This is a genomic window from Klebsiella sp. HC6 (assembly GCF_022605325.1).
Classification (GTDB): domain Bacteria; phylum Pseudomonadota; class Gammaproteobacteria; order Enterobacterales; family Enterobacteriaceae; genus Klebsiella; species Klebsiella terrigena.
The window spans coordinates 431,447-450,451 of sequence record NZ_CP093276.1 but is presented as its reverse complement, the minus strand read 5'-3'; the positions used below and the strand labels follow the sequence as shown (position 1 = coordinate 450,451).

General features: G+C 50.5%; 33 protein-coding genes. 1 reads left to right on the top strand and 32 read right to left on the bottom strand.

What is annotated here, in order from left to right:
* Positions 1-37 precede the first annotated feature (37 nt).
* The 27 genes from MMW58_RS02130 to rpsJ form a co-directional block, all read right to left on the bottom strand.
* On the bottom strand, positions 38-1,027 hold the full coding sequence (locus MMW58_RS02130) for a DNA-directed RNA polymerase subunit alpha (RefSeq protein ID WP_002919219.1): 990 nt from the start codon (positions 1,025-1,027) through the stop codon (positions 38-40).
* A 25-nt stretch (positions 1,028-1,052) separates the two neighbouring features.
* On the bottom strand, positions 1,053-1,673 hold the full coding sequence (rpsD, locus tag MMW58_RS02125) for a 30S ribosomal protein S4 (protein WP_004868345.1): 621 nt from the start codon (positions 1,671-1,673) through the stop codon (positions 1,053-1,055).
* Positions 1,674-1,706: 33 nt separating this feature from the next.
* Entirely contained in the window at positions 1,707-2,096 is a 390-nt protein-coding gene (gene rpsK / locus MMW58_RS02120; protein WP_004138423.1) for a 30S ribosomal protein S11, read from the bottom strand.
* Positions 2,097-2,112: 16 nt separating this feature from the next.
* The gene (rpsM, locus tag MMW58_RS02115) at positions 2,113-2,469 is read right to left on the bottom strand and encodes a 30S ribosomal protein S13 (protein ID WP_041142962.1); all 357 of its coding nucleotides are present in this window, start codon (positions 2,467-2,469) and stop codon (positions 2,113-2,115) included.
* A gap of 146 nt (positions 2,470-2,615) precedes the next feature.
* Positions 2,616-2,732 (bottom strand): 50S ribosomal protein L36, encoded by a 117-nt coding sequence (rpmJ, locus tag MMW58_RS02110; RefSeq protein ID WP_000868187.1) that lies wholly within the window; start codon positions 2,730-2,732, stop codon positions 2,616-2,618.
* A 31-nt stretch (positions 2,733-2,763) separates the two neighbouring features.
* The gene (secY, locus tag MMW58_RS02105; RefSeq protein ID WP_041142963.1) at positions 2,764-4,095 is read right to left on the bottom strand and encodes a preprotein translocase subunit SecY; all 1,332 of its coding nucleotides are present in this window, start codon (positions 4,093-4,095) and stop codon (positions 2,764-2,766) included.
* A gap of 7 nt (positions 4,096-4,102) precedes the next feature.
* Positions 4,103-4,537 (bottom strand): 50S ribosomal protein L15, encoded by a 435-nt coding sequence (gene rplO / locus MMW58_RS02100; RefSeq protein ID WP_041142964.1) that lies wholly within the window; start codon positions 4,535-4,537, stop codon positions 4,103-4,105.
* A 3-nt stretch (positions 4,538-4,540) separates the two neighbouring features.
* The gene (gene rpmD, locus MMW58_RS02095; protein ID WP_001140434.1) at positions 4,541-4,720 is read right to left on the bottom strand and encodes a 50S ribosomal protein L30; all 180 of its coding nucleotides are present in this window, start codon (positions 4,718-4,720) and stop codon (positions 4,541-4,543) included.
* A 3-nt stretch (positions 4,721-4,723) separates the two neighbouring features.
* Complete coding sequence (rpsE, locus tag MMW58_RS02090; protein WP_004106339.1) at positions 4,724-5,227, bottom strand: 30S ribosomal protein S5; 504 nt, start codon at positions 5,225-5,227, stop codon at positions 4,724-4,726.
* A 14-nt stretch (positions 5,228-5,241) separates the two neighbouring features.
* Complete coding sequence (rplR, locus tag MMW58_RS02085; protein ID WP_000358960.1) at positions 5,242-5,595, bottom strand: 50S ribosomal protein L18; 354 nt, start codon at positions 5,593-5,595, stop codon at positions 5,242-5,244.
* 9 nt (positions 5,596-5,604) lie between these two features.
* The gene (gene rplF, locus MMW58_RS02080) at positions 5,605-6,138 is read right to left on the bottom strand and encodes a 50S ribosomal protein L6 (RefSeq protein WP_041142965.1); all 534 of its coding nucleotides are present in this window, start codon (positions 6,136-6,138) and stop codon (positions 5,605-5,607) included.
* Between the two features lie 12 nt (positions 6,139-6,150).
* Positions 6,151-6,543, bottom strand: coding sequence for a 30S ribosomal protein S8 (rpsH, locus tag MMW58_RS02075; RefSeq protein WP_241722684.1), 393 nt, complete (start codon positions 6,541-6,543; stop codon positions 6,151-6,153).
* Positions 6,544-6,576: 33 nt separating this feature from the next.
* Complete coding sequence (gene rpsN / locus MMW58_RS02070) at positions 6,577-6,882, bottom strand: 30S ribosomal protein S14 (RefSeq protein ID WP_002919667.1); 306 nt, start codon at positions 6,880-6,882, stop codon at positions 6,577-6,579.
* A gap of 14 nt (positions 6,883-6,896) precedes the next feature.
* Positions 6,897-7,436, bottom strand: a complete 540-nt coding sequence (rplE, locus tag MMW58_RS02065; protein WP_041142966.1) for a 50S ribosomal protein L5 — start codon at positions 7,434-7,436, stop codon at positions 6,897-6,899.
* A gap of 14 nt (positions 7,437-7,450) precedes the next feature.
* Positions 7,451-7,765, bottom strand: coding sequence for a 50S ribosomal protein L24 (rplX, locus tag MMW58_RS02060; protein WP_041142967.1), 315 nt, complete (start codon positions 7,763-7,765; stop codon positions 7,451-7,453).
* A gap of 10 nt (positions 7,766-7,775) precedes the next feature.
* Positions 7,776-8,147, bottom strand: coding sequence for a 50S ribosomal protein L14 (gene rplN / locus MMW58_RS02055; protein WP_002919748.1), 372 nt, complete (start codon positions 8,145-8,147; stop codon positions 7,776-7,778).
* A 160-nt stretch (positions 8,148-8,307) separates the two neighbouring features.
* Positions 8,308-8,562 carry a 30S ribosomal protein S17 gene (gene rpsQ, locus MMW58_RS02050; protein WP_041142968.1) on the bottom strand — a complete coding sequence of 85 codons (255 nt, stop codon included), beginning with the start codon at positions 8,560-8,562 and terminating at the stop codon, positions 8,308-8,310.
* Complete coding sequence (gene rpmC / locus MMW58_RS02045; RefSeq protein WP_002919754.1) at positions 8,562-8,753, bottom strand: 50S ribosomal protein L29; 192 nt, start codon at positions 8,751-8,753, stop codon at positions 8,562-8,564. The genes rpsQ and rpmC overlap by 1 nt, the downstream gene beginning before the upstream one ends.
* On the bottom strand, positions 8,753-9,163 hold the full coding sequence (rplP, locus tag MMW58_RS02040; protein WP_002919759.1) for a 50S ribosomal protein L16: 411 nt from the start codon (positions 9,161-9,163) through the stop codon (positions 8,753-8,755). Before rplP ends, rpmC begins: the two co-directional genes overlap by 1 nt.
* 12 nt (positions 9,164-9,175) lie before the next feature.
* Positions 9,176-9,874 (bottom strand): 30S ribosomal protein S3, encoded by a 699-nt coding sequence (gene rpsC / locus MMW58_RS02035; RefSeq protein WP_002919766.1) that lies wholly within the window; start codon positions 9,872-9,874, stop codon positions 9,176-9,178.
* 17 nt (positions 9,875-9,891) lie between these two features.
* Positions 9,892-10,224: a 50S ribosomal protein L22 gene (rplV, locus tag MMW58_RS02030; RefSeq protein WP_000448832.1), complete on the bottom strand. Its 333-nt coding sequence runs from the start codon at positions 10,222-10,224 to the stop codon at positions 9,892-9,894.
* A gap of 14 nt (positions 10,225-10,238) precedes the next feature.
* Entirely contained in the window at positions 10,239-10,517 is a 279-nt protein-coding gene (gene rpsS, locus MMW58_RS02025) for a 30S ribosomal protein S19 (protein WP_001138115.1), read from the bottom strand.
* 16 nt (positions 10,518-10,533) lie between these two features.
* Entirely contained in the window at positions 10,534-11,355 is an 822-nt protein-coding gene (gene rplB, locus MMW58_RS02020) for a 50S ribosomal protein L2 (protein ID WP_041142969.1), read from the bottom strand.
* 17 nt (positions 11,356-11,372) lie between these two features.
* Positions 11,373-11,675 carry a 50S ribosomal protein L23 gene (gene rplW / locus MMW58_RS02015; protein ID WP_004868363.1) on the bottom strand — a complete coding sequence of 101 codons (303 nt, stop codon included), beginning with the start codon at positions 11,673-11,675 and terminating at the stop codon, positions 11,373-11,375.
* Complete coding sequence (rplD, locus tag MMW58_RS02010; protein ID WP_015960716.1) at positions 11,672-12,277, bottom strand: 50S ribosomal protein L4; 606 nt, start codon at positions 12,275-12,277, stop codon at positions 11,672-11,674. The genes rplW and rplD overlap by 4 nt, the downstream gene beginning before the upstream one ends.
* A 10-nt stretch (positions 12,278-12,287) precedes the next feature.
* On the bottom strand, positions 12,288-12,917 hold the full coding sequence (gene rplC / locus MMW58_RS02005) for a 50S ribosomal protein L3 (protein WP_004868374.1): 630 nt from the start codon (positions 12,915-12,917) through the stop codon (positions 12,288-12,290).
* A 32-nt stretch (positions 12,918-12,949) separates the two neighbouring features.
* Complete coding sequence (gene rpsJ / locus MMW58_RS02000; protein WP_001181005.1) at positions 12,950-13,261, bottom strand: 30S ribosomal protein S10; 312 nt, start codon at positions 13,259-13,261, stop codon at positions 12,950-12,952.
* 377 nt (positions 13,262-13,638) lie between these two features.
* Here rpsJ and MMW58_RS01995 point away from each other — a divergent pair, with 377 nt between their 5' ends.
* The gene (locus MMW58_RS01995) at positions 13,639-14,118 is read left to right on the top strand and encodes a prepilin peptidase (protein WP_241722683.1); all 480 of its coding nucleotides are present in this window, start codon (positions 13,639-13,641) and stop codon (positions 14,116-14,118) included.
* Here the strand turns inward: MMW58_RS01995 and bfr are convergent.
* The 5 genes from bfr to rpsG form a co-directional block, all read right to left on the bottom strand.
* Complete coding sequence (bfr, locus tag MMW58_RS01990; protein WP_041142971.1) at positions 14,095-14,571, bottom strand: bacterioferritin; 477 nt, start codon at positions 14,569-14,571, stop codon at positions 14,095-14,097. The genes MMW58_RS01995 and bfr overlap by 24 nt on opposite strands.
* A gap of 73 nt (positions 14,572-14,644) precedes the next feature.
* Positions 14,645-14,839: a bacterioferritin-associated ferredoxin gene (bfd, locus tag MMW58_RS01985; RefSeq protein WP_071844856.1), complete on the bottom strand. Its 195-nt coding sequence runs from the start codon at positions 14,837-14,839 to the stop codon at positions 14,645-14,647.
* A gap of 182 nt (positions 14,840-15,021) precedes the next feature.
* Positions 15,022-16,206, bottom strand: a complete 1,185-nt coding sequence (gene tuf / locus MMW58_RS01980) for an elongation factor Tu (RefSeq protein WP_041142972.1) — start codon at positions 16,204-16,206, stop codon at positions 15,022-15,024.
* A 69-nt stretch (positions 16,207-16,275) separates the two neighbouring features.
* The gene (gene fusA / locus MMW58_RS01975) at positions 16,276-18,390 is read right to left on the bottom strand and encodes an elongation factor G (RefSeq protein ID WP_041142973.1); all 2,115 of its coding nucleotides are present in this window, start codon (positions 18,388-18,390) and stop codon (positions 16,276-16,278) included.
* A gap of 96 nt (positions 18,391-18,486) precedes the next feature.
* Complete coding sequence (rpsG, locus tag MMW58_RS01970) at positions 18,487-18,957, bottom strand: 30S ribosomal protein S7 (RefSeq protein WP_004106370.1); 471 nt, start codon at positions 18,955-18,957, stop codon at positions 18,487-18,489.
* Between the last annotated feature and the right edge of the window lie 48 nt (positions 18,958-19,005).

Here is a 19,005-nt window from a genome sequence, read left to right as displayed (position 1 = left end):
CTTATCCTTCTCAGTAAAACCTTAACCTGTGATCCGGTTACTCGTCAGCAATGCTTGCCGGTGGCCAGTTTTCCAGGCGCATGCCCAGAGACAGACCACGTGAAGCCAGCACGTCTTTAATCTCAGTAAGAGATTTTTTACCCAGGTTCGGCGTTTTCAGCAACTCAACCTCGGTACGCTGTACCAGATCACCGATATAGTGGATAGCTTCTGCCTTCAGGCAGTTAGCAGAGCGGACAGTCAATTCGAGATCGTCAACAGGGCGCAGCAGGATCGGATCGAATTCTGGTTTCTCTTCTTTCACTTCCGGCTGACGTACATCACGTAAGTCAACGAAAGCTTCAAGTTGTTCTGCCAGGATGGTTGCCGCACGACGAATCGCCTCTTCAGGATCGATTGTGCCGTTGGTTTCCATTTCGATGACCAGCTTGTCCAGGTCGGTACGCTGTTCTACACGCGCTGCTTCAACATTGTAGGCAATACGCTCTACGGGGCTGTAGCATGCGTCGACCAGCAGACGGCCGATTGGGCGCTCATCTTCTTCCGAATGAATTCGGGCAGAAGCCGGCACATAACCACGACCGCGCTGAACTTTGATACGCATGCTAATAGCAGCGTTCTCATCGGTCAGGTGGCAGATCACATGTTGCGGCTTGACGATTTCGACATCACCATCATGGGTGATGTCGGCTGCGGTCACAGGGCCAATGCCAGATTTATTCAAAGTAAGGATAACTTCATCTTTACCCTGAACTCTCACCGCCAGCCCTTTCAGGTTGAGCAGGATTTCAAGGATATCTTCCTGAACGCCTTCTTTGGTGCTGTACTCATGAAGTACACCATCAATCTCAACCTCGGTCACCGCGCAACCCGGCATCGATGAGAGCAGAATACGGCGCAGTGCGTTACCCAGAGTATGGCCAAAGCCACGCTCTAAAGGCTCAAGGGTCACCTTGGCGTGCGTCGAACTCACTTGCTCGATATCGACCAGGCGCGGTTTTAGAAACTCTGTCACAGAACCCTGCATTGTGTCCTCTCTTTGGTACTAAGCTTTACTTGGAGTAAAGCTCGACGATCAGGTGTTCGTTAATGTCCGCAGACAGATCAGAACGTTCCGGCTGACGCTTGAACGTACCTTCCATCTTGCCAGCATCAACTTCCAGCCAGGTTGGCTTTTCACGCTGCTCAGCCAGCTCCAGAGCGGCTTTCACGCGAGATTGCTTTTTCGCTTTCTCACGAATGCTGACGACGTCGTTCGCTTTAACCTGATAAGAAGCGATGTTAACAACACGACCGTTTACCATGATAGCTTTGTGGCTAACCAGCTGACGTGATTCAGCACGAGTTGCGCCGAAGCCCATACGGTATACAACGTTGTCCAGACGACCTTCCAGCAGAGCCAACAGGTTTTCACCGGTGTTGCCTTTCAGACGTGCTGCTTCTTTATAATAGTTACGGAACTGACGCTCCAGCACACCGTACATACGGCGAACTTTTTGCTTTTCACGCAACTGCACACCATAGTCAGACAGACGCGGTTTACGCGCACCGTGCTGGCCAGGAGCTTGTTCAATTTTACACTTGGTATCGATCGCGCGAACGCCAGACTTAAGGAACAGGTCTGTGCCCTCACGACGGCTCAGCTTGAGCTTAGGACCCAAATATCTTGCCATTTTCTTTCTCCAACAATCCTAGAAACGAGCGCGTTATACGCGACGTTTTTTCGGCGGACGACAACCGTTATGAGGGATCGGAGTCACATCAGTAATATTAGTGATGCGGAAACCAGCGGCGTTCAGAGCACGAATAGTAGATTCGCGACCCGGACCCGGACCTTTGACCATAACTTCCAGATTCTTGATGCCGTATTCTTTTACGGCTTCAGCGCAACGCTCTGCTGCAACCTGAGCTGCAAACGGAGTTGATTTACGCGAACCACGGAAACCGGAACCACCGGCTGTTGCCCAACCCAGTGCGTTACCCTGACGATCAGTGATGGTAACGATGGTGTTGTTAAAAGACGCATGGACATGAGCCACGCCATCAGAGACTTGTTTTCTTACACGCTTACGTGCACGAACTGGTGCCTTTGCCATTATTCAATCACCCCGATTATTTCTTGATCGGTTTACGCGGACCCTTACGGGTACGTGCGTTGGTCTTAGTACGCTGACCGCGAACCGGAAGACCACGACGATGGCGTAAACCACGATAGCAACCAAGGTCCATCAGACGCTTGATGCTCAGGGTGATTTCACGGCGCAGATCACCTTCAACGACAAATTTACCTACTGCTTCACGCAGAACTTCAATTTGTTCTTCAGACAGCTCACTGATCTTAACATTTTCAGCGATACCCGTGTCAGCACAGATGGCTTTAGAGCGGGTCTTGCCGATACCGAAAATAGCAGTCAATGCGATTACGGTATGTTTGTGATCAGGAATGTTAATGCCTGCTATACGGGCCACTATGCACTCCTACTATTTAATATGTACGCACCATGCTGAAAAGCCCGTTTTCAGGATACTCAAATGGAAACGCACAGACATACAAAAGATTGGCTGGCTAATCTAGCCAGCTCAATCCAACTTTGCAAGAAAAATATGCGAATAAATCAGCCTTGGCGCTGTTTATGCTTTGGCTCGGCACTGCAAATCACACGGATGACACCATCACGCTTAACGATTTTGCAGTTACGGCATAATTTCTTGACGGAAGCACGAACTTTCATTTTTACTCTCCGTAACTTCTCAGGCGACCAGTTATCGGCCGTAGCCTTTCAGGTTCGCCTTCTTCAATGCAGACTCGTACTGACTCGACATCATCAGAGTTTGCACTTGAGCCATAAAGTCCATAATCACGACGACAACAATTAGCAGCGAGGTTCCACCGAAGTAGAACGGCACCTTCATTGCATCACGCATGAACTCCGGGATCAGGCAGATAAAGGTAATATACAGTGCACCGACCAAAGTCAGGCGAGTCATTACTTTATCGATATACTTCGCCGTTTGCTCTCCCGGACGAATTCCTGGTACAAATGCACCGGACTTCTTCAGGTTATCTGCTGTTTCACGCGGGTTGAAAACCAAAGCCGTGTAGAAGAAACAGAAGAATATGATTGCAGACGCATAGAGTAACACATAAAGCGGTTGCCCAGGCTGCAAATACAGCGAAATTGTTGTCAGCCAGTTCCAACCGGTACCGCCCCCGAACCATGACGCGATGGTCGCAGGGAACAGAATAATACTGGAAGCGAAGATTGCAGGGATTACACCCGCCATATTCACTTTCAGCGGCAAATGTGTGCTCTGTGCAGCATAGACGCGACGACCCTGTTGACGCTTCGCGTAGTTCACCACAATGCGGCGTTGACCACGTTCAACGAATACAACAAAGAAGGTCACGGCAAACACTAATACTGCAACCAATAGCAACAGGAGGAAGTGCAGGTCGCCTTGACGCGCTTGCTCGATAGTATGGGCGATGGCCGGCGGGAGACCCGCAACGATACCAGCGAAGATAATGATCGAGATACCGTTACCGATACCACGTTCAGTAATCTGTTCGCCGAGCCACATCAGGAACATAGTTCCTGTGACCAGACTTACAACAGCGGTGAAATAGAATGCAAAGCCCGGATTCATCACCAGGCCCTGCATACCAGGCATATTCGGTAGACCGGTAGCAATACCGATCGACTGGAATATCGCCAGCACCAGAGTACCGTAGCGGGTGTACTGGCTGATCTTACGACGACCAGACTCCCCTTCTTTCTTCATCTCTGCTAACGGCTGATAAACAACCGTCAACAGTTGGACAATGATCGATGCCGAAATATACGGCATGATGCCCAGGGCAAAGATAGAAGCACGGCTGAGGGCACCACCAGAGAACATGTTAAACATTTCAATGATAGTGCCTCGCTGTTGCTCAAGCAGTTTGGCAAGTACAGCGGCATCGATACCAGGGATCGGAATAAAAGAACCAATACGGAATACAATCAGCGCACCGATAACAAACAAAAGTCTGCGTTTCAGTTCGCCAAGTCCACCTTTGGCACTTTGAAAATCTAATCCCGGTTGCTTAGCCATCTGCTACTTATTCCTCAATTTTACCGCCAGCAGCTTCGATAGCAGCACGAGCACCTTTAGTCACGCGCAGGCCACGAACAGTTACCGGACGAGCTACCTCGCCAGAAAGAATCACTTTCGCGAACTCAATCTGAATACCGATAATGTTAGCTGCTTTCAGCGTGTTCAGGTCGACTACATCGCCTTCTACGTGAGCCAGATCGGAGAGACGAATCTCTGCAGTGATCATTGCTTTACGAGAAGTGAAGCCGAATTTCGGCAGACGACGGTACAGAGGCATCTGACCGCCCTCGAAACCGCGACGTACGCCACCGCCAGAACGAGAGTTCTGACCTTTGTGACCACGACCACCGGTCTTACCGAGGCCAGAACCGATACCACGACCCAGGCGCTTACCCGCCTTTTTAGAGCCTTCGGCCGGAGACAGAGTATTTAAACGCATCTCTTACTCCTCAACTTTAACCATAAAGGAAACCGCGTTGACCATACCACGAACAGCAGGAGTATCCTCGCGTTCTACGGTGTGACCAATACGACGCAGACCCAGGCCAAGCAGCGTTGCCTTGTGTTTCGGCAGACGACCGATTGCACTGCGGGTTTGAGTAATTTTAATAGTCTTTGCCATGGTTTATTTCCCCAGAATTTCTTCAACGGATTTACCACGCTTGGCAGCGACCATTTCTGGAGAATTCATATTTTCCAGACCATCAATAGTTGCACGAACCACGTTAATCGGGTTGGTGGAACCATATGCTTTGGCCAGAACGTTATGAACTCCAGCAACTTCCAGAACGGCGCGCATTGCACCACCGGCGATGATACCGGTACCTTCGGAAGCTGGCTGCATGAATACACGAGAACCCGTGTGAACACCTTTAACCGGGTGCTGCAGGGTGCCGTGGTTCAGCGCGACGTTAATCATATTGCGACGGGCTTTTTCCATCGCTTTCTGGATCGCTGCTGGAACTTCACGCGCTTTACCGTAACCAAAACCTACGCGACCGTTACCGTCACCAACTACAGTCAGAGCTGTGAAGGAGAAAATACGACCACCTTTAACGGTTTTAGATACGCGGTTAACCGCGATCAGCTTTTCCTGCAGTTCGCCAGCTTGTTTTTCGATGTGAGCCATCTTACACCTCTACCTTAGAACTGAAGGCCAGCTTCACGGGCAGCATCTGCCAGTGCCTGGACACGACCATGATATTGGAACCCGGAACGGTCAAAGGAAACATCTTTGATGCCTTTTTCCAGAGCGCGTTCAGCGACAGCTTTACCCACAGCTGCAGCCGCGTCTTTGTTACCGGTGTACTTCAGTTGTTCAGCGATAGCTTTTTCTACAGTAGAAGCAGCTACCAGAACTTCAGAACCGTTCGGTGCAATTACCTGTGCGTAAATATGACGCGGGGTACGATGTACCACCAGGCGAGTTGCACCCAGCTCCTGGAGCTTGCGGCGTGCGCGGGTCGCACGACGGATACGAGCAGATTTCTTATCCATAGTGTTACCTTACTTCTTCTTAGCCTCTTTGGTACGCACGACTTCGTCGGCGTAACGAACACCCTTGCCTTTATAAGGCTCAGGACGACGGTAGGCGCGCAGATCTGCTGCAACCTGACCGATCACCTGCTTATCAGCGCCTTTCAGCACGATTTCAGTTTGAGTCGGACATTCTGCAGTGATACCGGCCGGCAGCTTGTGTTCAACAGGATGAGAGAAACCTAAAGCCAGGTTTACTACATCCCCTTTAACCGCTGCACGATAACCTACACCAACCAGCTGAAGCTTTTTAGTGAAGCCTTCGGTAACACCGATAACTACTGAGTTAAGCAGGGCACGCGCGGTACCAGCCTGAGCCCAACCGTCTGCGAAACCATCACGCGGACCGAAAGTCAGTGCATTATCTGCATGTTTAACTTCAACAGCATCGTTGAGAGTACGAGTCAGCTCGCCATTCTTACCTTTGATCGTAATAACCTGACCGTTGATTTTTACATCAACGCCGGCAGGAACAACGACCGGTGCTTTAGCAACACGAGACATTTTTTCCTCCGATTAGGCTACGTAGCAGATAATTTCGCCACCAAGACCAGCTTGGCGCGCTGCACGATCAGTCATAACACCTTTAGAGGTAGAAATAACTGCGATACCCAGACCCGCCATAACTTTAGGCAGCTCATCTTTACGTTTGTAGATGCGCAGACCTGGGCGGCTGACACGCTGAATGCTTTCTACAACAGCTATACCCTGGAAATACTTAAGAGTCAGTTCCAGTTCCGGCTTGATGTCGCCTTCAACTTTAAAATCTTCAATAAAGCCTTCTTCCTTCAGCACGTTGGCAATTGCCACTTTCAGCTTGGAGGAAGGCATGGTGACCGCAGCTTTATTCGCGGCCTGACCGTTACGGATACGGGTCAGCATATCCGCGATCGGATCTTGCATGCTCATCTGTCTTTACTCCCGTGATTCAATTGGTGACAATTACCAGCTAGCCTTTTTCAGACCCGGGATTTCACCGCGCATAGCGGCTTCACGGACCTTAATACGGCTCAACCCGAACTTCCGCAGGAAACCATGCGGACGACCTGTTTGACGGCAGCGGTTACGCTGACGAGACGGGCTGGAATCACGCGGCAGAGTCTGCAGCTTGAGAACAGCATTCCAACGATCTTCGTCGGTTGCGTTCACATCAGAGATGATAGCTTTCAGTTCAGCGCGTTTAGCGAAGAATTTATCAGCTAAAGCCACGCGCTTTACTTCGCGTGCTTTCATTGATTGCTTAGCCATTAAGTAACCCTACCTTACTTGCGGAACGGGAAGTCAAAGGCAGCCAGAAGAGCGCGGCCTTCTTCATCAGATTTCGCAGTAGTGGTAATGGTAATATCCAAACCACGAACGCGGTCGACTTTATCGTAGTCGATTTCTGGGAAGATGATCTGCTCACGGACACCCATGCTGTAGTTACCACGACCATCGAATGACTTAGCGGACAGGCCACGGAAGTCACGGATACGCGGTACAGCAATAGTGATCAGGCGCTCAAAGAACTCCCACATGCGTTCGCCACGCAGGGTTACTTTACAGCCGATCGGATAGCCCTGACGGATTTTGAAGCCTGCAACTGATTTGCGTGCTTTGGTGATCAACGGCTTTTGACCGGAGATTGCTGTCAGATCCGCTGCTGCGTTATCCAGCAGTTTCTTGTCAGCGATCGCTTCACCAACACCCATGTTCAGGGTGATCTTCTCGACCCGAGGGACTTGCATGACAGAATTGTAGTTAAACTCAGTCATGAGTTTACCAACTACTTCGTCTTTGTAGTAATCATGCAGTTTCGCCATCGTACTACTCCAAATTACTTGATAGTTTCGCTGTTAGACTTGAAGAAACGGACTTTTTTGCCGTCTTCGAATCTAAAGCCTACACGGTCAGCCTTGCCGGTTGCCGCATTGAAGAGTGCAACGTTAGAAACCTGAATTGCAGCTTCTTTTTCAACGATGCCACCTGGTTGGTTCAGGGCCGGAACCGGCTTCTGATGTTTCTTAACCAGGTTGATACCTTCAACAATGAGCTTGCCGGAAGACAAGACATTCTTAACTTTACCGCGTTTACCTTTATCTTTACCGGTTAACACGATAACTTCGTCATCACGACGGATTTTCGCTGCCATGATTCGCTCCTTAGAGTACTTCTGGTGCCAGAGAGATAATTTTCATGAACTTCTCGGTACGAAGCTCACGAGTTACCGGCCCAAAAATACGCGTACCGATGGGCTGCTCGCTGTTATTGTTGAGAATAACGCATGCATTACCATCGAAGCGAATGACAGAACCGTCCGGGCGACGAACACCCTTCTTGGTGCGCACCACTACCGCCTTCAGCACATCACCTTTTTTGACCTTACCACGCGGAATTGCTTCCTTGATGGTGATCTTAATGATGTCGCCTACGCCTGCGTAGCGACGGTGCGAGCCACCCAGAACCTTGATACACATTACGCGACGTGCACCGGAGTTGTCGGCGACGTTCAGCATAGTCTGTTCTTGGATCATTTTAGTGCTCCGCTAATGTCAACTACTACTGAGACCCAAAATCGAGCCGTTAAATATCCCCATATCGAGGGCGCGGCATTATAACACCGGAAATCGGATATGGGTAGAAAAAATAAACGGCTCATCGCTGAGCCGTTTATCCGTTGAGAATACGGCCCTATTACAGAACCGCTTTCTCTACGACGCGAACCAGCGTCCAGGACTTAGTCTTGGACAGCGGACGGCATTCGTGGATTTCGACCACGTCACCGATACCGCATTCGTTGTTCTCGTCATGTACGTGCAGTTTGGTCGTACGCTTGATGAACTTACCGTATACCGGGTGTTTCACCACACGTTCGATAGCAACAACGATGGATTTCTCCATTTTGTTGCTAATTACACGACCTTGCAGAGTACGGATTTTATCGGTCATTACGCACCCGCCTTCTGAGTCAGTAAAGTCTTAACGCGTGCAACATCACGACGCACTTGCTTCAGCAGATGAGTCTGTTGCAGCTGGCCACTTGCAGCCTGCATACGCAGGTTGAACTGCTCACGCAGCAGGTTCAGCAGCTCAGCGTTCAGCTCTTCAACGCTTTTTTCACGCAGCTCTTTTGCTTTCATTACATCACCGTCTTAGTTACAAAGGTGGTTTTGATAGGCAGTTTCGCTGCTGCCAGGCCGAAGGCTTCACGGGCCAGCTCTTCCGGAACACCGTCCATTTCATACAGGACTTTACCCGGCTGAATCAAGGCAACCCAGTACTCCACGTTACCTTTACCTTTACCCATACGAACTTCCAGCGGCTTCTCGGTAATCGGTTTGTCCGGGAAAACACGGATCCAGATTTTACCTTGACGCTTAACTGCACGGGTCATAGCACGACGTGCTGCTTCGATCTGACGTGCAGTCAGACGACCACGGCCAACAGCTTTCAGACCGAAAGTGCCGAAGCTAACATCCGTACCCTGCGCCAGACCACGGTTGCGGCCTTTGTGCACTTTACGGAATTTTGTACGCTTTGGTTGTAACATCAGCGACGCTCCTTATTTACGGCCTTTACGCTGCTGCTTTTTAGGTTGAGCAGCCGGTTCCGGTTGTTCAACAGCAGCCATACCACCCAGGATCTCGCCTTTGAAGATCCATACCTTAACGCCGATTACACCGTAAGTGGTGTGCGCTTCAGAGGTGTTGTAGTCGATGTCAGCACGCAGAGTGTGCAGCGGTACGCGACCTTCACGGTACCATTCGGTACGAGCGATTTCCGCGCCGCCCAGACGGCCGCTAACTTCAACTTTGATACCTTTAGCGCCCAGACGCATTGCGTTCTGTACAGCACGCTTCATAGCACGACGGAACATAACGCGACGTTCCAGCTGTGAAGTGATGCTATCAGCAACCAATTTAGCGTCCAGTTCTGGCTTACGAACTTCGGCGATGTTGATCTGTGCAGGAACGCCAGCGATATCCGCTACGACCTTGCGCAGTTTTTCTACGTCTTCGCCTTTCTTACCGATAACGATGCCCGGGCGAGCGGTGTGAATAGTCACACGAATGCTCTTAGCCGGACGCTCGATAACGATACGAGATACGGACGCTTTAGCCAGTTCCTTAGTCAGGAACTGACGTACTTTAAAATCGCTGTCCAGGTTGTCAGCGAATTCTTTGGTGTTCGCGAACCAGGTAGAGTTCCATGGTTTGACAATACCCAGGCGAATACCATTAGGATGTACTTTCTGACCCATTGCTAGTCTCCAGAGTCTCAGCGATCGGACACAACCACAGTGATGTGGCTGGTGCGCTTCAGGATGCGATCTGCACGACCTTTCGCACGCGGCATAATGCGCTTCATGCTCGGGCCTTCGTCTACGAAAATTTTCGTAACTTTCAGATCGTCAATGTCAGCGCCATCGTTGTGTTCAGCGTTAGCAATGGCAGATTCCAGTACCTTCTTGACCAGTACAGCAGCTTTCTTGTTGGTGTAGGTCAGAATATCCAGGGCCTGCGACACTTTCTTACCGCGAATCAGGTCAGCTACAAGGCGAACCTTCTGAGCAGAAGAACGAGCATGGCGATGTTGAGCTAAAGTTTCCATCTCTTCCTCCTACCTTATTTCTTCTTCGCTTTTTTATCAGCAGCATGGCCGCGATAAGTACGAGTCGGTGCGAATTCACCCAGTTTGTGACCAACCATTTCGTCGGAAACAAATACTGGAACGTGCTGACGACCATTATGGACAGCGATGGTCAAACCGATCATGTTAGGAAAGATCGTTGAACGACGGGACCAAGTGCGCAGGGGCTTCTTGTCTCCGCTTTCCACCGCTTTCTCTACCTTCTTCAGCAAGTGCAGGTCAATAAAAGGACCTTTCTTGAGAGAACGTGGCATGGCTTATCCTCTAAAATTATTTGCTACGGCGACGTACGATGAATTTATCAGTACGCTTGTTGCTGCGGGTCTTCTTACCTTTGGTCTGCAGGCCCCACGGGGAAACCGGGTGCTTACCAAAGTTACGACCTTCACCACCACCATGTGGGTGGTCGACTGGGTTCATCGCAGTACCGCGAACGGTAGGACGAATACCACGCCAGCGTGCAGCACCTGCTTTACCCAGAACGCGCAGCATATGCTCAGCATTGCCAACTTCGCCCAGAGTAGCGCGGCAGTCTGCTTCGACTTTACGCATTTCACCAGAACGCAGACGCAGGGTGACATAAGCACCGTCACGAGCAACGATCTGAACGTAAGTACCAGCGGAACGTGCCAGCTGACCGCCTTTACCTGGTTTCATTTCTACGTTATGAACGGTAGAACCAACCGGGATATTGCGCATCGGCAGGGTGTTGCCTGCTTTGATTGCAGCATCAACGCCAGACTGAATCTGGTCGCCAGCTTTCAGGCCTTTAGGGGCCAGGATGTAACGGCGCTCGCCATCTTTGTACAGAACCAGCGCGATGTTCGCGGAACGGTTCGGATCGTACTCAAGACGCTCAACAACTGCCGGGATACCATCTTTGTTGCGTTTGAAGTCAACAATACGGTAAGCCTGCTTGTGGCCACCACCGATATGACGGGTGGTGATACGGCCATTGTTGTTACGACCACCGGATTTGCTGTTTTTTTCCAGCAACGGAGCAAAAGGTTTGCCCTTGTGCAGCTCAGGGTTAACCACTTTAACAACGTGGCGACGACCCGGAGATGTCGGTTTACATTTAACAACTGCCATTGTATTACTCCTCCGACTTACTCAGCGCCGCCAACGAAGTCCAGATTCTGGCCTTCCTTCAGGGTGACGTAAGCTTTTTTCCAGTCGCTACGACGACCGATACGCTGTCCGTGACGTTTAACTTTCCCTTTAACTACCAGGGTGTTAACGACTTCGACTTCGACTTCAAACAGTTTCTGCACAGCAGCTTTGATTTCTGCTTTAGTCGCGTCTTTAGCAACTTTGAGAACGATGGTGTTTGTTTTTTCCATCGCAGCAGACGCTTTTTCAGAAACGTGCGGTGCACGCAGCACCTTCAGCAGACGTTCTTCACGAATCATGCCAGCATCTCCTCAACTTGCTTAACAGCATCAGCAGTCATTACGACTTTGTCGAAGGCGATCAGGCTAACCGGGTCGATACCAGTTGCATCGCGTACGTCAACCTTGTGCAGGTTGCGCGCAGCCAGGAACAGGTTCTCGTCCAGCTCACCGGTGATGATCAGCACATCTTCCAGAGCCATGTCTTTCAGTTTCTGTGCCAGCAGCTTAGTTTTAGGCGCTTCTACAGAGAACGTCTCGACAACGATCAGACGATCCTGACGTACCAGTTCGGACAGAATGCTTTTCAGCGCGCCGCGGTACATCTTTTTGTTAACTTTTTGACTGTGGTCCTGCGGGCGAGCAGCGAAGGTTACGCCACCGGAACGCCAGATCGGGCTCTTAATAGAACCTGAACGCGCACGGCCGGTACCTTTCTGGCGCCACGGCTTTTTGCCTGAACCAGTTACTTCAGCACGAGTCTTCTGAGCACGAGTACCCTGACGAGCACCAGCTGCATAAGCAACTACAACCTGGTGAACCAGCGCTTCGTTGAAATCACGACCGAAGGTAGTTTCGGAAACAGTCAGCGCGCTCTGCGCGTCTTTCAATACTAATTCCATTGCTATCCCCTTACGCCTTCACAGCTGGTTTAACGATCAGGTCGCTACCGGTAGCACCCGGGACCGCGCCTTTAACCAGCAGCAGGTTGCGCTCAGCGTCAACACGTACTACGTCCAGGCTCTGAACAGTGACACGTTCGTTGCCCAGCTGACCTGCCATTTTCTTGCCTTTGAACACTTTGCCCGGAGTCTGGTTCTGACCGATAGAACCCGGAACGCGGTGAGACAAGGAGTTACCGTGCGTAGCATCCTGGGTACGGAAGTTCCAGCGCTTAACGGTACCAGCAAAACCTTTACCTTTAGAGGTACCGGTTACGTCAACTTTTTTAACGTCAGCAAACAGTTCAACGCTAATGCTCTGACCTACGGTGAATTCTTCGCCGTCAGCAAGACGGAATTCCCACAGGCCGCGGCCAGCTTCAACGCCAGCTTTAGCGAAGTGACCAGCTTCCGGCTTGGTTACACGGTTAGCTTTTTTAGCACCGGTGGTAACCTGAATTGCGCGGTAACCGTCGTTAGCCAGGTCTTTAACCTGTGCAACACGGTTTGCTTCAACTTCGATTACGGTTACTGGGATAGAAACGCCATCTTCAGTGAAGATGCGGGTCATACCCACTTTTTTACCGACTAAACCAATCATTGTTTCAACCTCTCAATCGCTCGATGACCTGATTAACCCAGGCTGATCTGCACGTCTACACCGGCAGCCAGATCCAGACGCATCAGAGCATCAACGGTTTTCTCAGTTGGCTCAACGATGTCAACCAGACGCTTGTGAGTGCGAATCTCGTACTGATCGCGCGCATCTTTGTTGACGTGCGGAGAGATCAGAACGGTAAAGCGCTCTTTGCGGGTCGGCAGCGGGATCGGACCACGGACCTGCGCACCAGTGCGCTTAGCAGTCTCGACGATTTCCGCGGTTGATTGATCGATCAGACGATGATCAAACGCTTTAAGACGGATACGGATTCTTTGGTTCTGCATGAGACCAGAGCTCCAATTATTTATAGACGAAATGATTACTCCTCATACCCATTACGATTGATGGGAGAGTGTAACCGTTCTTACATAGTTCCCCGATTGGGAACATTGTTTGATAGCTAAAAGCTCTATCAGGGTTCATATCGAACCGGCCTGCCAATTTTGACAGGCCCGCGCATTATACGCAAAATCGGCCCCAACACAAGGGCTGCGTAGAAAATCATCATTTATATTTGCGAGGCTGCTGGAGAAAGCTCTGTTGCCGGCTGAAAAATAGCAAACTGCGTGGATTGCCGCGCGTAAAGCCAGCCATCGCGCTTTGCCGTTAATACCTTGCCTGGTCAGAATCGACGTAAACAACTCATCCGTCGGGATATCGCATGTACATGACACTCCCCTTCCTGCTTTTCTACTGCGGGTTTTCTCTGGCGCTCTGCTGGCACGACCTGCGGTATGGGCTGCTTCCCGACCGTTTGACCTGTCCCCTGCTCTGGCTTGGACTGCTGTTTTATCTTTGTCTGATGCCGACGGGCCTGGAAAATGCCGTCTGGGGTGCCATCGCGGGGTATCTGGCCTTTGCTTTAGTCTACTGGGTTTACCGAGGGGTTCGCGGATATGAGGGATTAGGCTATGGCGACGTGAAATTTCTTGCCGCTCTCGGCGCCTGGCACGGCTGGCAGTCGCTGCCGCAGCTGGTATTCATGGCGACGCTCATCGCCTGCGCCACGCTGCTACTGCGCATCGTTATCTTGAATCGCCGGGAGGTTATGAACAACCCGCTGCCGTTTGGCCCTTTTTTAGCTGCAGCGGGTTTCTACTGTGGATGGCAAACGCTTTTAGTCAGCAACTTTAATCTGTGACTGGAGATAATTCTGCAGGCCAATTTTGCCGATCAGGTCCAGCTCGGTTTCCAGCCAGTCAATATGGCCTTCCTCATCGGCAAGGATTTCAATCAGCATATCTCGACTGACATAGTCGTGGACGCTGTCGGCATAGGCGATAGCCTCGCGTAAATCTTTGGCGCCTTCCAGCTCCAGCCTTAAATCGGACTGCAGCATCTCCTCAACGTCTTCACCGATACCCAGCTTGCCGAGATCCTGCAGATTGGGCAGTCCTTCAAGAAACAAAATACGCTCGATATATTTATCGGCGTGCTTCATTTCATCAATGGATTCATGGTATTCGACATCGTTGAGGCGCATCAGGCCCCAGTTCTTGAACATCCTGGCATGGAGAAAGTACTGATTTATTGCGACAAGCTCATTTCCCAATAATTTATTGAGATAACTTATGACTTTGACATCACCTTTCATTATATAGTCCCTCCGCTTCCACTCATTGAAGCGTAGTTCGCACTATATAGATGTCAAAGAAAAGCCAGAGGTCTCAGGCGATCTCTTTATATTCCGGCATGCGTGTTAATTCATCTTCCATGATCTCACGTGCGGCGCGGACGCATTTACCGCATTGATTTCCAACGGGAATAAACTTACGCAACTGCTGAAAAGATTGAGGGTGAAATTGACGCACGGCCTGACGAATTTTTTTATCGTTTACACCATTACACAGACAAACGTACATATTCACTCCCGTTCAATTTATGCACAAAGTGTAAATGAGAATAGTTATGATTACAATAGTCTCTCTATATAATAGATCCGATAAGGCACTTTTTTATATTAGTCTTTCTCACGCTTAGCGGGTCTAAATGGCGGACAGCAAAAAGGGCGCCGAAGCGCCCTTTTTAATTCAGAACTAAAGGATTAGCTCAGAACTTTAGCAACAACGCCCGCGCCAACGGTACGACCGCCTTCACGGATTGCGAAACGCAGACCGTCGTCCATCGCGATCGGGTGGATCAGGGTAACAACCATTTTGATGTTGTCGCCCGGCATTACCATCTCTACGCCTTCCGGCAGTTCGATGGTGCCAGTCACGTCAGTTGTACGGAAGTAGAACTGCGGACGGTAGCCTTTGAAGAACGGAGTATGACGGCCGCCTTCATCTTTGGACAGGATGTAAACTTCAGATTCGAATTTGGTGTGCGGCTTGATAGAACCCGGCTTAGCCAGTACCTGACCACGTTCGATTTCTTCACGTTTGATACCACGCAGCAGAACGCCAACGTTCTCACCAGCACGGCCTTCGTCCAGCAGTTTGCGGAACATTTCAACGCCGGTACAGGTAGACTTAGCGGTGTCTTTGATACCAACGATTTCAACTTCTTCGCCAACTTTAACGATACCGCGCTCTACACGACCGGTAACAACGGTACCACGGCCGGAGATGGAGAATACGTCTTCGATAGGCAGCAGGAACGGCTTGTCGATAGCACGTTCTGGTTCCGGGATGTAAGAATCCAGGTAGCCAGCCAGTTCAACGATCTTAGCTTCCCACTCTGCATCGCCTTCCAGCGCTTTCAGAGCAGAACCACGGATGATCGGAGTGTCGTCGCCCGGGAAATCGTACTGAGACAGCAGTTCACGAACTTCCATCTCTACCAGTTCCAGCAGCTCTTCGTCATCAACCATGTCGCATTTGTTCAGGAACACGATGATGTACGGAACGCCTACCTGACGACCCAGCAGGATGTGCTCACGAGTCTGCGGCATCGGGCCGTCAGTCGCAGCAACAACCAGGATCGCGCCATCCATCTGAGCAGCACCGGTGATCATGTTTTTAACATAGTCGGCGTGGCCCGGGCAGTCTACGTGTGCGTAGTGGCGAGTCGGGGTGTCATATTCAACGTGGGAAGTGTTGATGGTGATACCACGAGCTTTTTCTTCCGGTGCGTTATCGATCTGGTCGAATGCACGAGCAGAACCACCGTAGGTTTTAGCCAGAACGGTAGTGATTGCAGCGGTCAGAGTAGTTTTACCATGGTCAACGTGGCCGATAGTACCGACGTTGACGTGCGGTTTTGTACGTTCAAATTTTTCTTTAGACACGGCTATATTCCTTACTATAGCGCTCTCCCCTTCAGGAGAGAGCACGGGATTTTGGTTTAACCCTACGGCTTATTTACCACGGGCTTCGATTACGGCCTGAGCAACGTTGTTCGGTGCGTCATCATACTTCAGGAACTCCATGGAGTAAGAAGCACGACCTTTGGTCAGAGAACGCAGCTGAGTTGCATATCCGAACATTTCAGACAGCGGAACTTCAGCGTGAATCACAACGCCAGTAACGTTGGATTCTTGACCACGCAGCATACCACGACGACGGCTAAGGTCACCGATGACGTCACCAGTGTTCTCTTCCGGAGTCTCTACTTCAACCTTCATGATCGGCTCAAGCAGAACTGGTTTCGCTTTCTTAAAGCCATCTTTGAAGGCAATAGAAGCGGCCAGTTTAAACGCCAGCTCGGAGGAGTCAACGTCATGGTAAGAACCGAAGTGCAGACGCACGCCGAGATCAACTACCGGGTAACCTGCCAGCGGACCAGCTTTCAGCTGTTCCTGAATACCTTTATCAACGGCAGGGATGTATTCGCCAGGAATTACACCACCTTTGATGTCGTTGATGAACTCGTATCCTTTCGGATTTGAGCCCGGCTCCAGTGGGTACATGTCGATCACAACGTGACCATACTGACCGCGACCACCAGACTGCTTAGCATGTTTACCTTCGATATCGGTAACTTTAGAGCGAATCGCTTCGCGGTAAGCAACCTGAGGTTTACCGACGTTCGCTTCAACGTTGAATTCACGTTTCATACGGTCAACGATGATGTCGAGGTGCAGCTCACCCATACCGGCGATAATAGTCTGGTTAGTTTCTTCGTCAGTCCATACGCGGAATGACGGGTCTTCTTTAGCCAGACGGCCCAGAGCCAGACCCATTTTTTCCTGGTCAGCTTTGGTTTTCGGTTCAACGGCGATCGAGATTACCGGCTCCGGGAACTCCATACGCTCCAGGATAATCACATTATCCTGGTCACACAGGGTGTCACCGGTAGTCACTTCTTTCAGACCAATCGCTGCAGCAATGTCGCCCGCACGAACTTCTTTGATCTCTTCACGTTTGTTGGCGTGCATCTGTACGATACGGCCCAGACGTTCACGTGCTGATTTCACCGGGTTGAACACGGTGTCGCCAGAGTTAACAACGCCAGAGTAAACGCGGAAGAAGGTCAGGTTACCAACAAACGGGTCGGTAGCAATTTTGAACGCCAGCGCAGCAAACGGCTCGTTGTCATCAGAGTGACGAACTGCCGGAGTGTCTTTACCGTCGTCCAGGATACCGTTAATCGCAGTAACATCAGTCGGCGCTGGCAGGTATTCAACAACCGCATCCAGCATCGCCTGAACACCTTTGTTCTTGAATGCAGAACCACAGGTAACCAGGATAATTTCGTTGTTAAGTACGCGCTTACGCAGAGAAGTTTTGATCTCTTCTTCAGTCAGCTCTTCGCCACCAAAGAATTTCTCCATCAGTTCGTCAGAACCTTCAGCAGCGGCTTCAACCAGTTTCTGGCGCCATTCTTCAGCCAGTTCCTGCATATCAGCTGGGATCTCTTCGTATTCGAAGGTCACGCCCTGATCGGCTTCGTTCCAGTTGATAGCTTTCATTTTCACCAGGTCAACAACACCGGTGAATTTCTCTTCTGCGCCGATAGCCAGCTGCAGAGGGACCGGATTCGCGCCCAGACGCTTTTCAATCTGATCAACAACTTTCAGGAAGTTAGCACCCATACGGTCCATTTTGTTAACGAACGCGATACGTGGAACTTTATATTTGTTTGCCTGACGCCATACGGTTTCAGACTGTGGCTGAACACCACCAACAGCACAGTAAACCATTACCGCACCATCAAGAACACGCATGGAACGTTCTACTTCGATAGTGAAGTCAACGTGCCCTGGGGTGTCGATGATGTTGATGTGGTGTGGTTCGAACTGTTTAGCCATTCCTGACCAGAAACAGGTAGTCGCAGCGGACGTGATGGTAATACCACGTTCCTGCTCCTGCTCCATCCAGTCCATGGTGGCTGCGCCATCATGAACTTCACCGATTTTGTGGTTTACACCAGTGTAGAACAGAACACGTTCGGTAGTTGTTGTCTTACCGGCGTCGATATGAGCGCTGATACCAATGTTACGGTAGCGCTCAATGGGTGTTTTACGAGCCATTTGATTCCTCGTTTGTTTCTTTAGGCGTTCAGTTAAGTTATCCAAAACGGGCGACTTACCTGAAGCGCCCGTCTGGTGACTATGACTCCGAAGGGATTACCAACGGTAGTGAGCGAACGCCTTGTTGGCTTCTGCCATGCGGTGTACGTCTTCACGTTTCTTAACTGCAGTACCTTTGTTGTCTGCAGCATCAGAAAGTTCGTTCGCCAGACGCAGAGCCATGGATTTATCACCACGTTTACGAGCAGCTTCAACGATCCAACGCATTGCCAGGGCATTACGACGAACCGGACGGACTTCAACTGGAACCTGATAAGTAGAACCACCAACGCGGCGGGACTTAACTTCTACAGTCGGGCGAACGTTGTCGAGAGCGACTTCGAAAGCTTCCAGTTCATTTTTACCAGAACGCTGAGCCAGGGTCTCCAGCGCGCTGTATACGATAGCTTCTGCAGTAGATTTTTTACCATCTACCATCAGGATATTTACAAATTTTGCCAGCAGTTCTGATCCGAACTTAGGATCCGGAAGAATTTTACGCTGACCAATGACGCGACGACGTGGCATGGGAATACTCCGTTGTTAATTCAGGATTGTCCAAAACTCTAAGAGTTT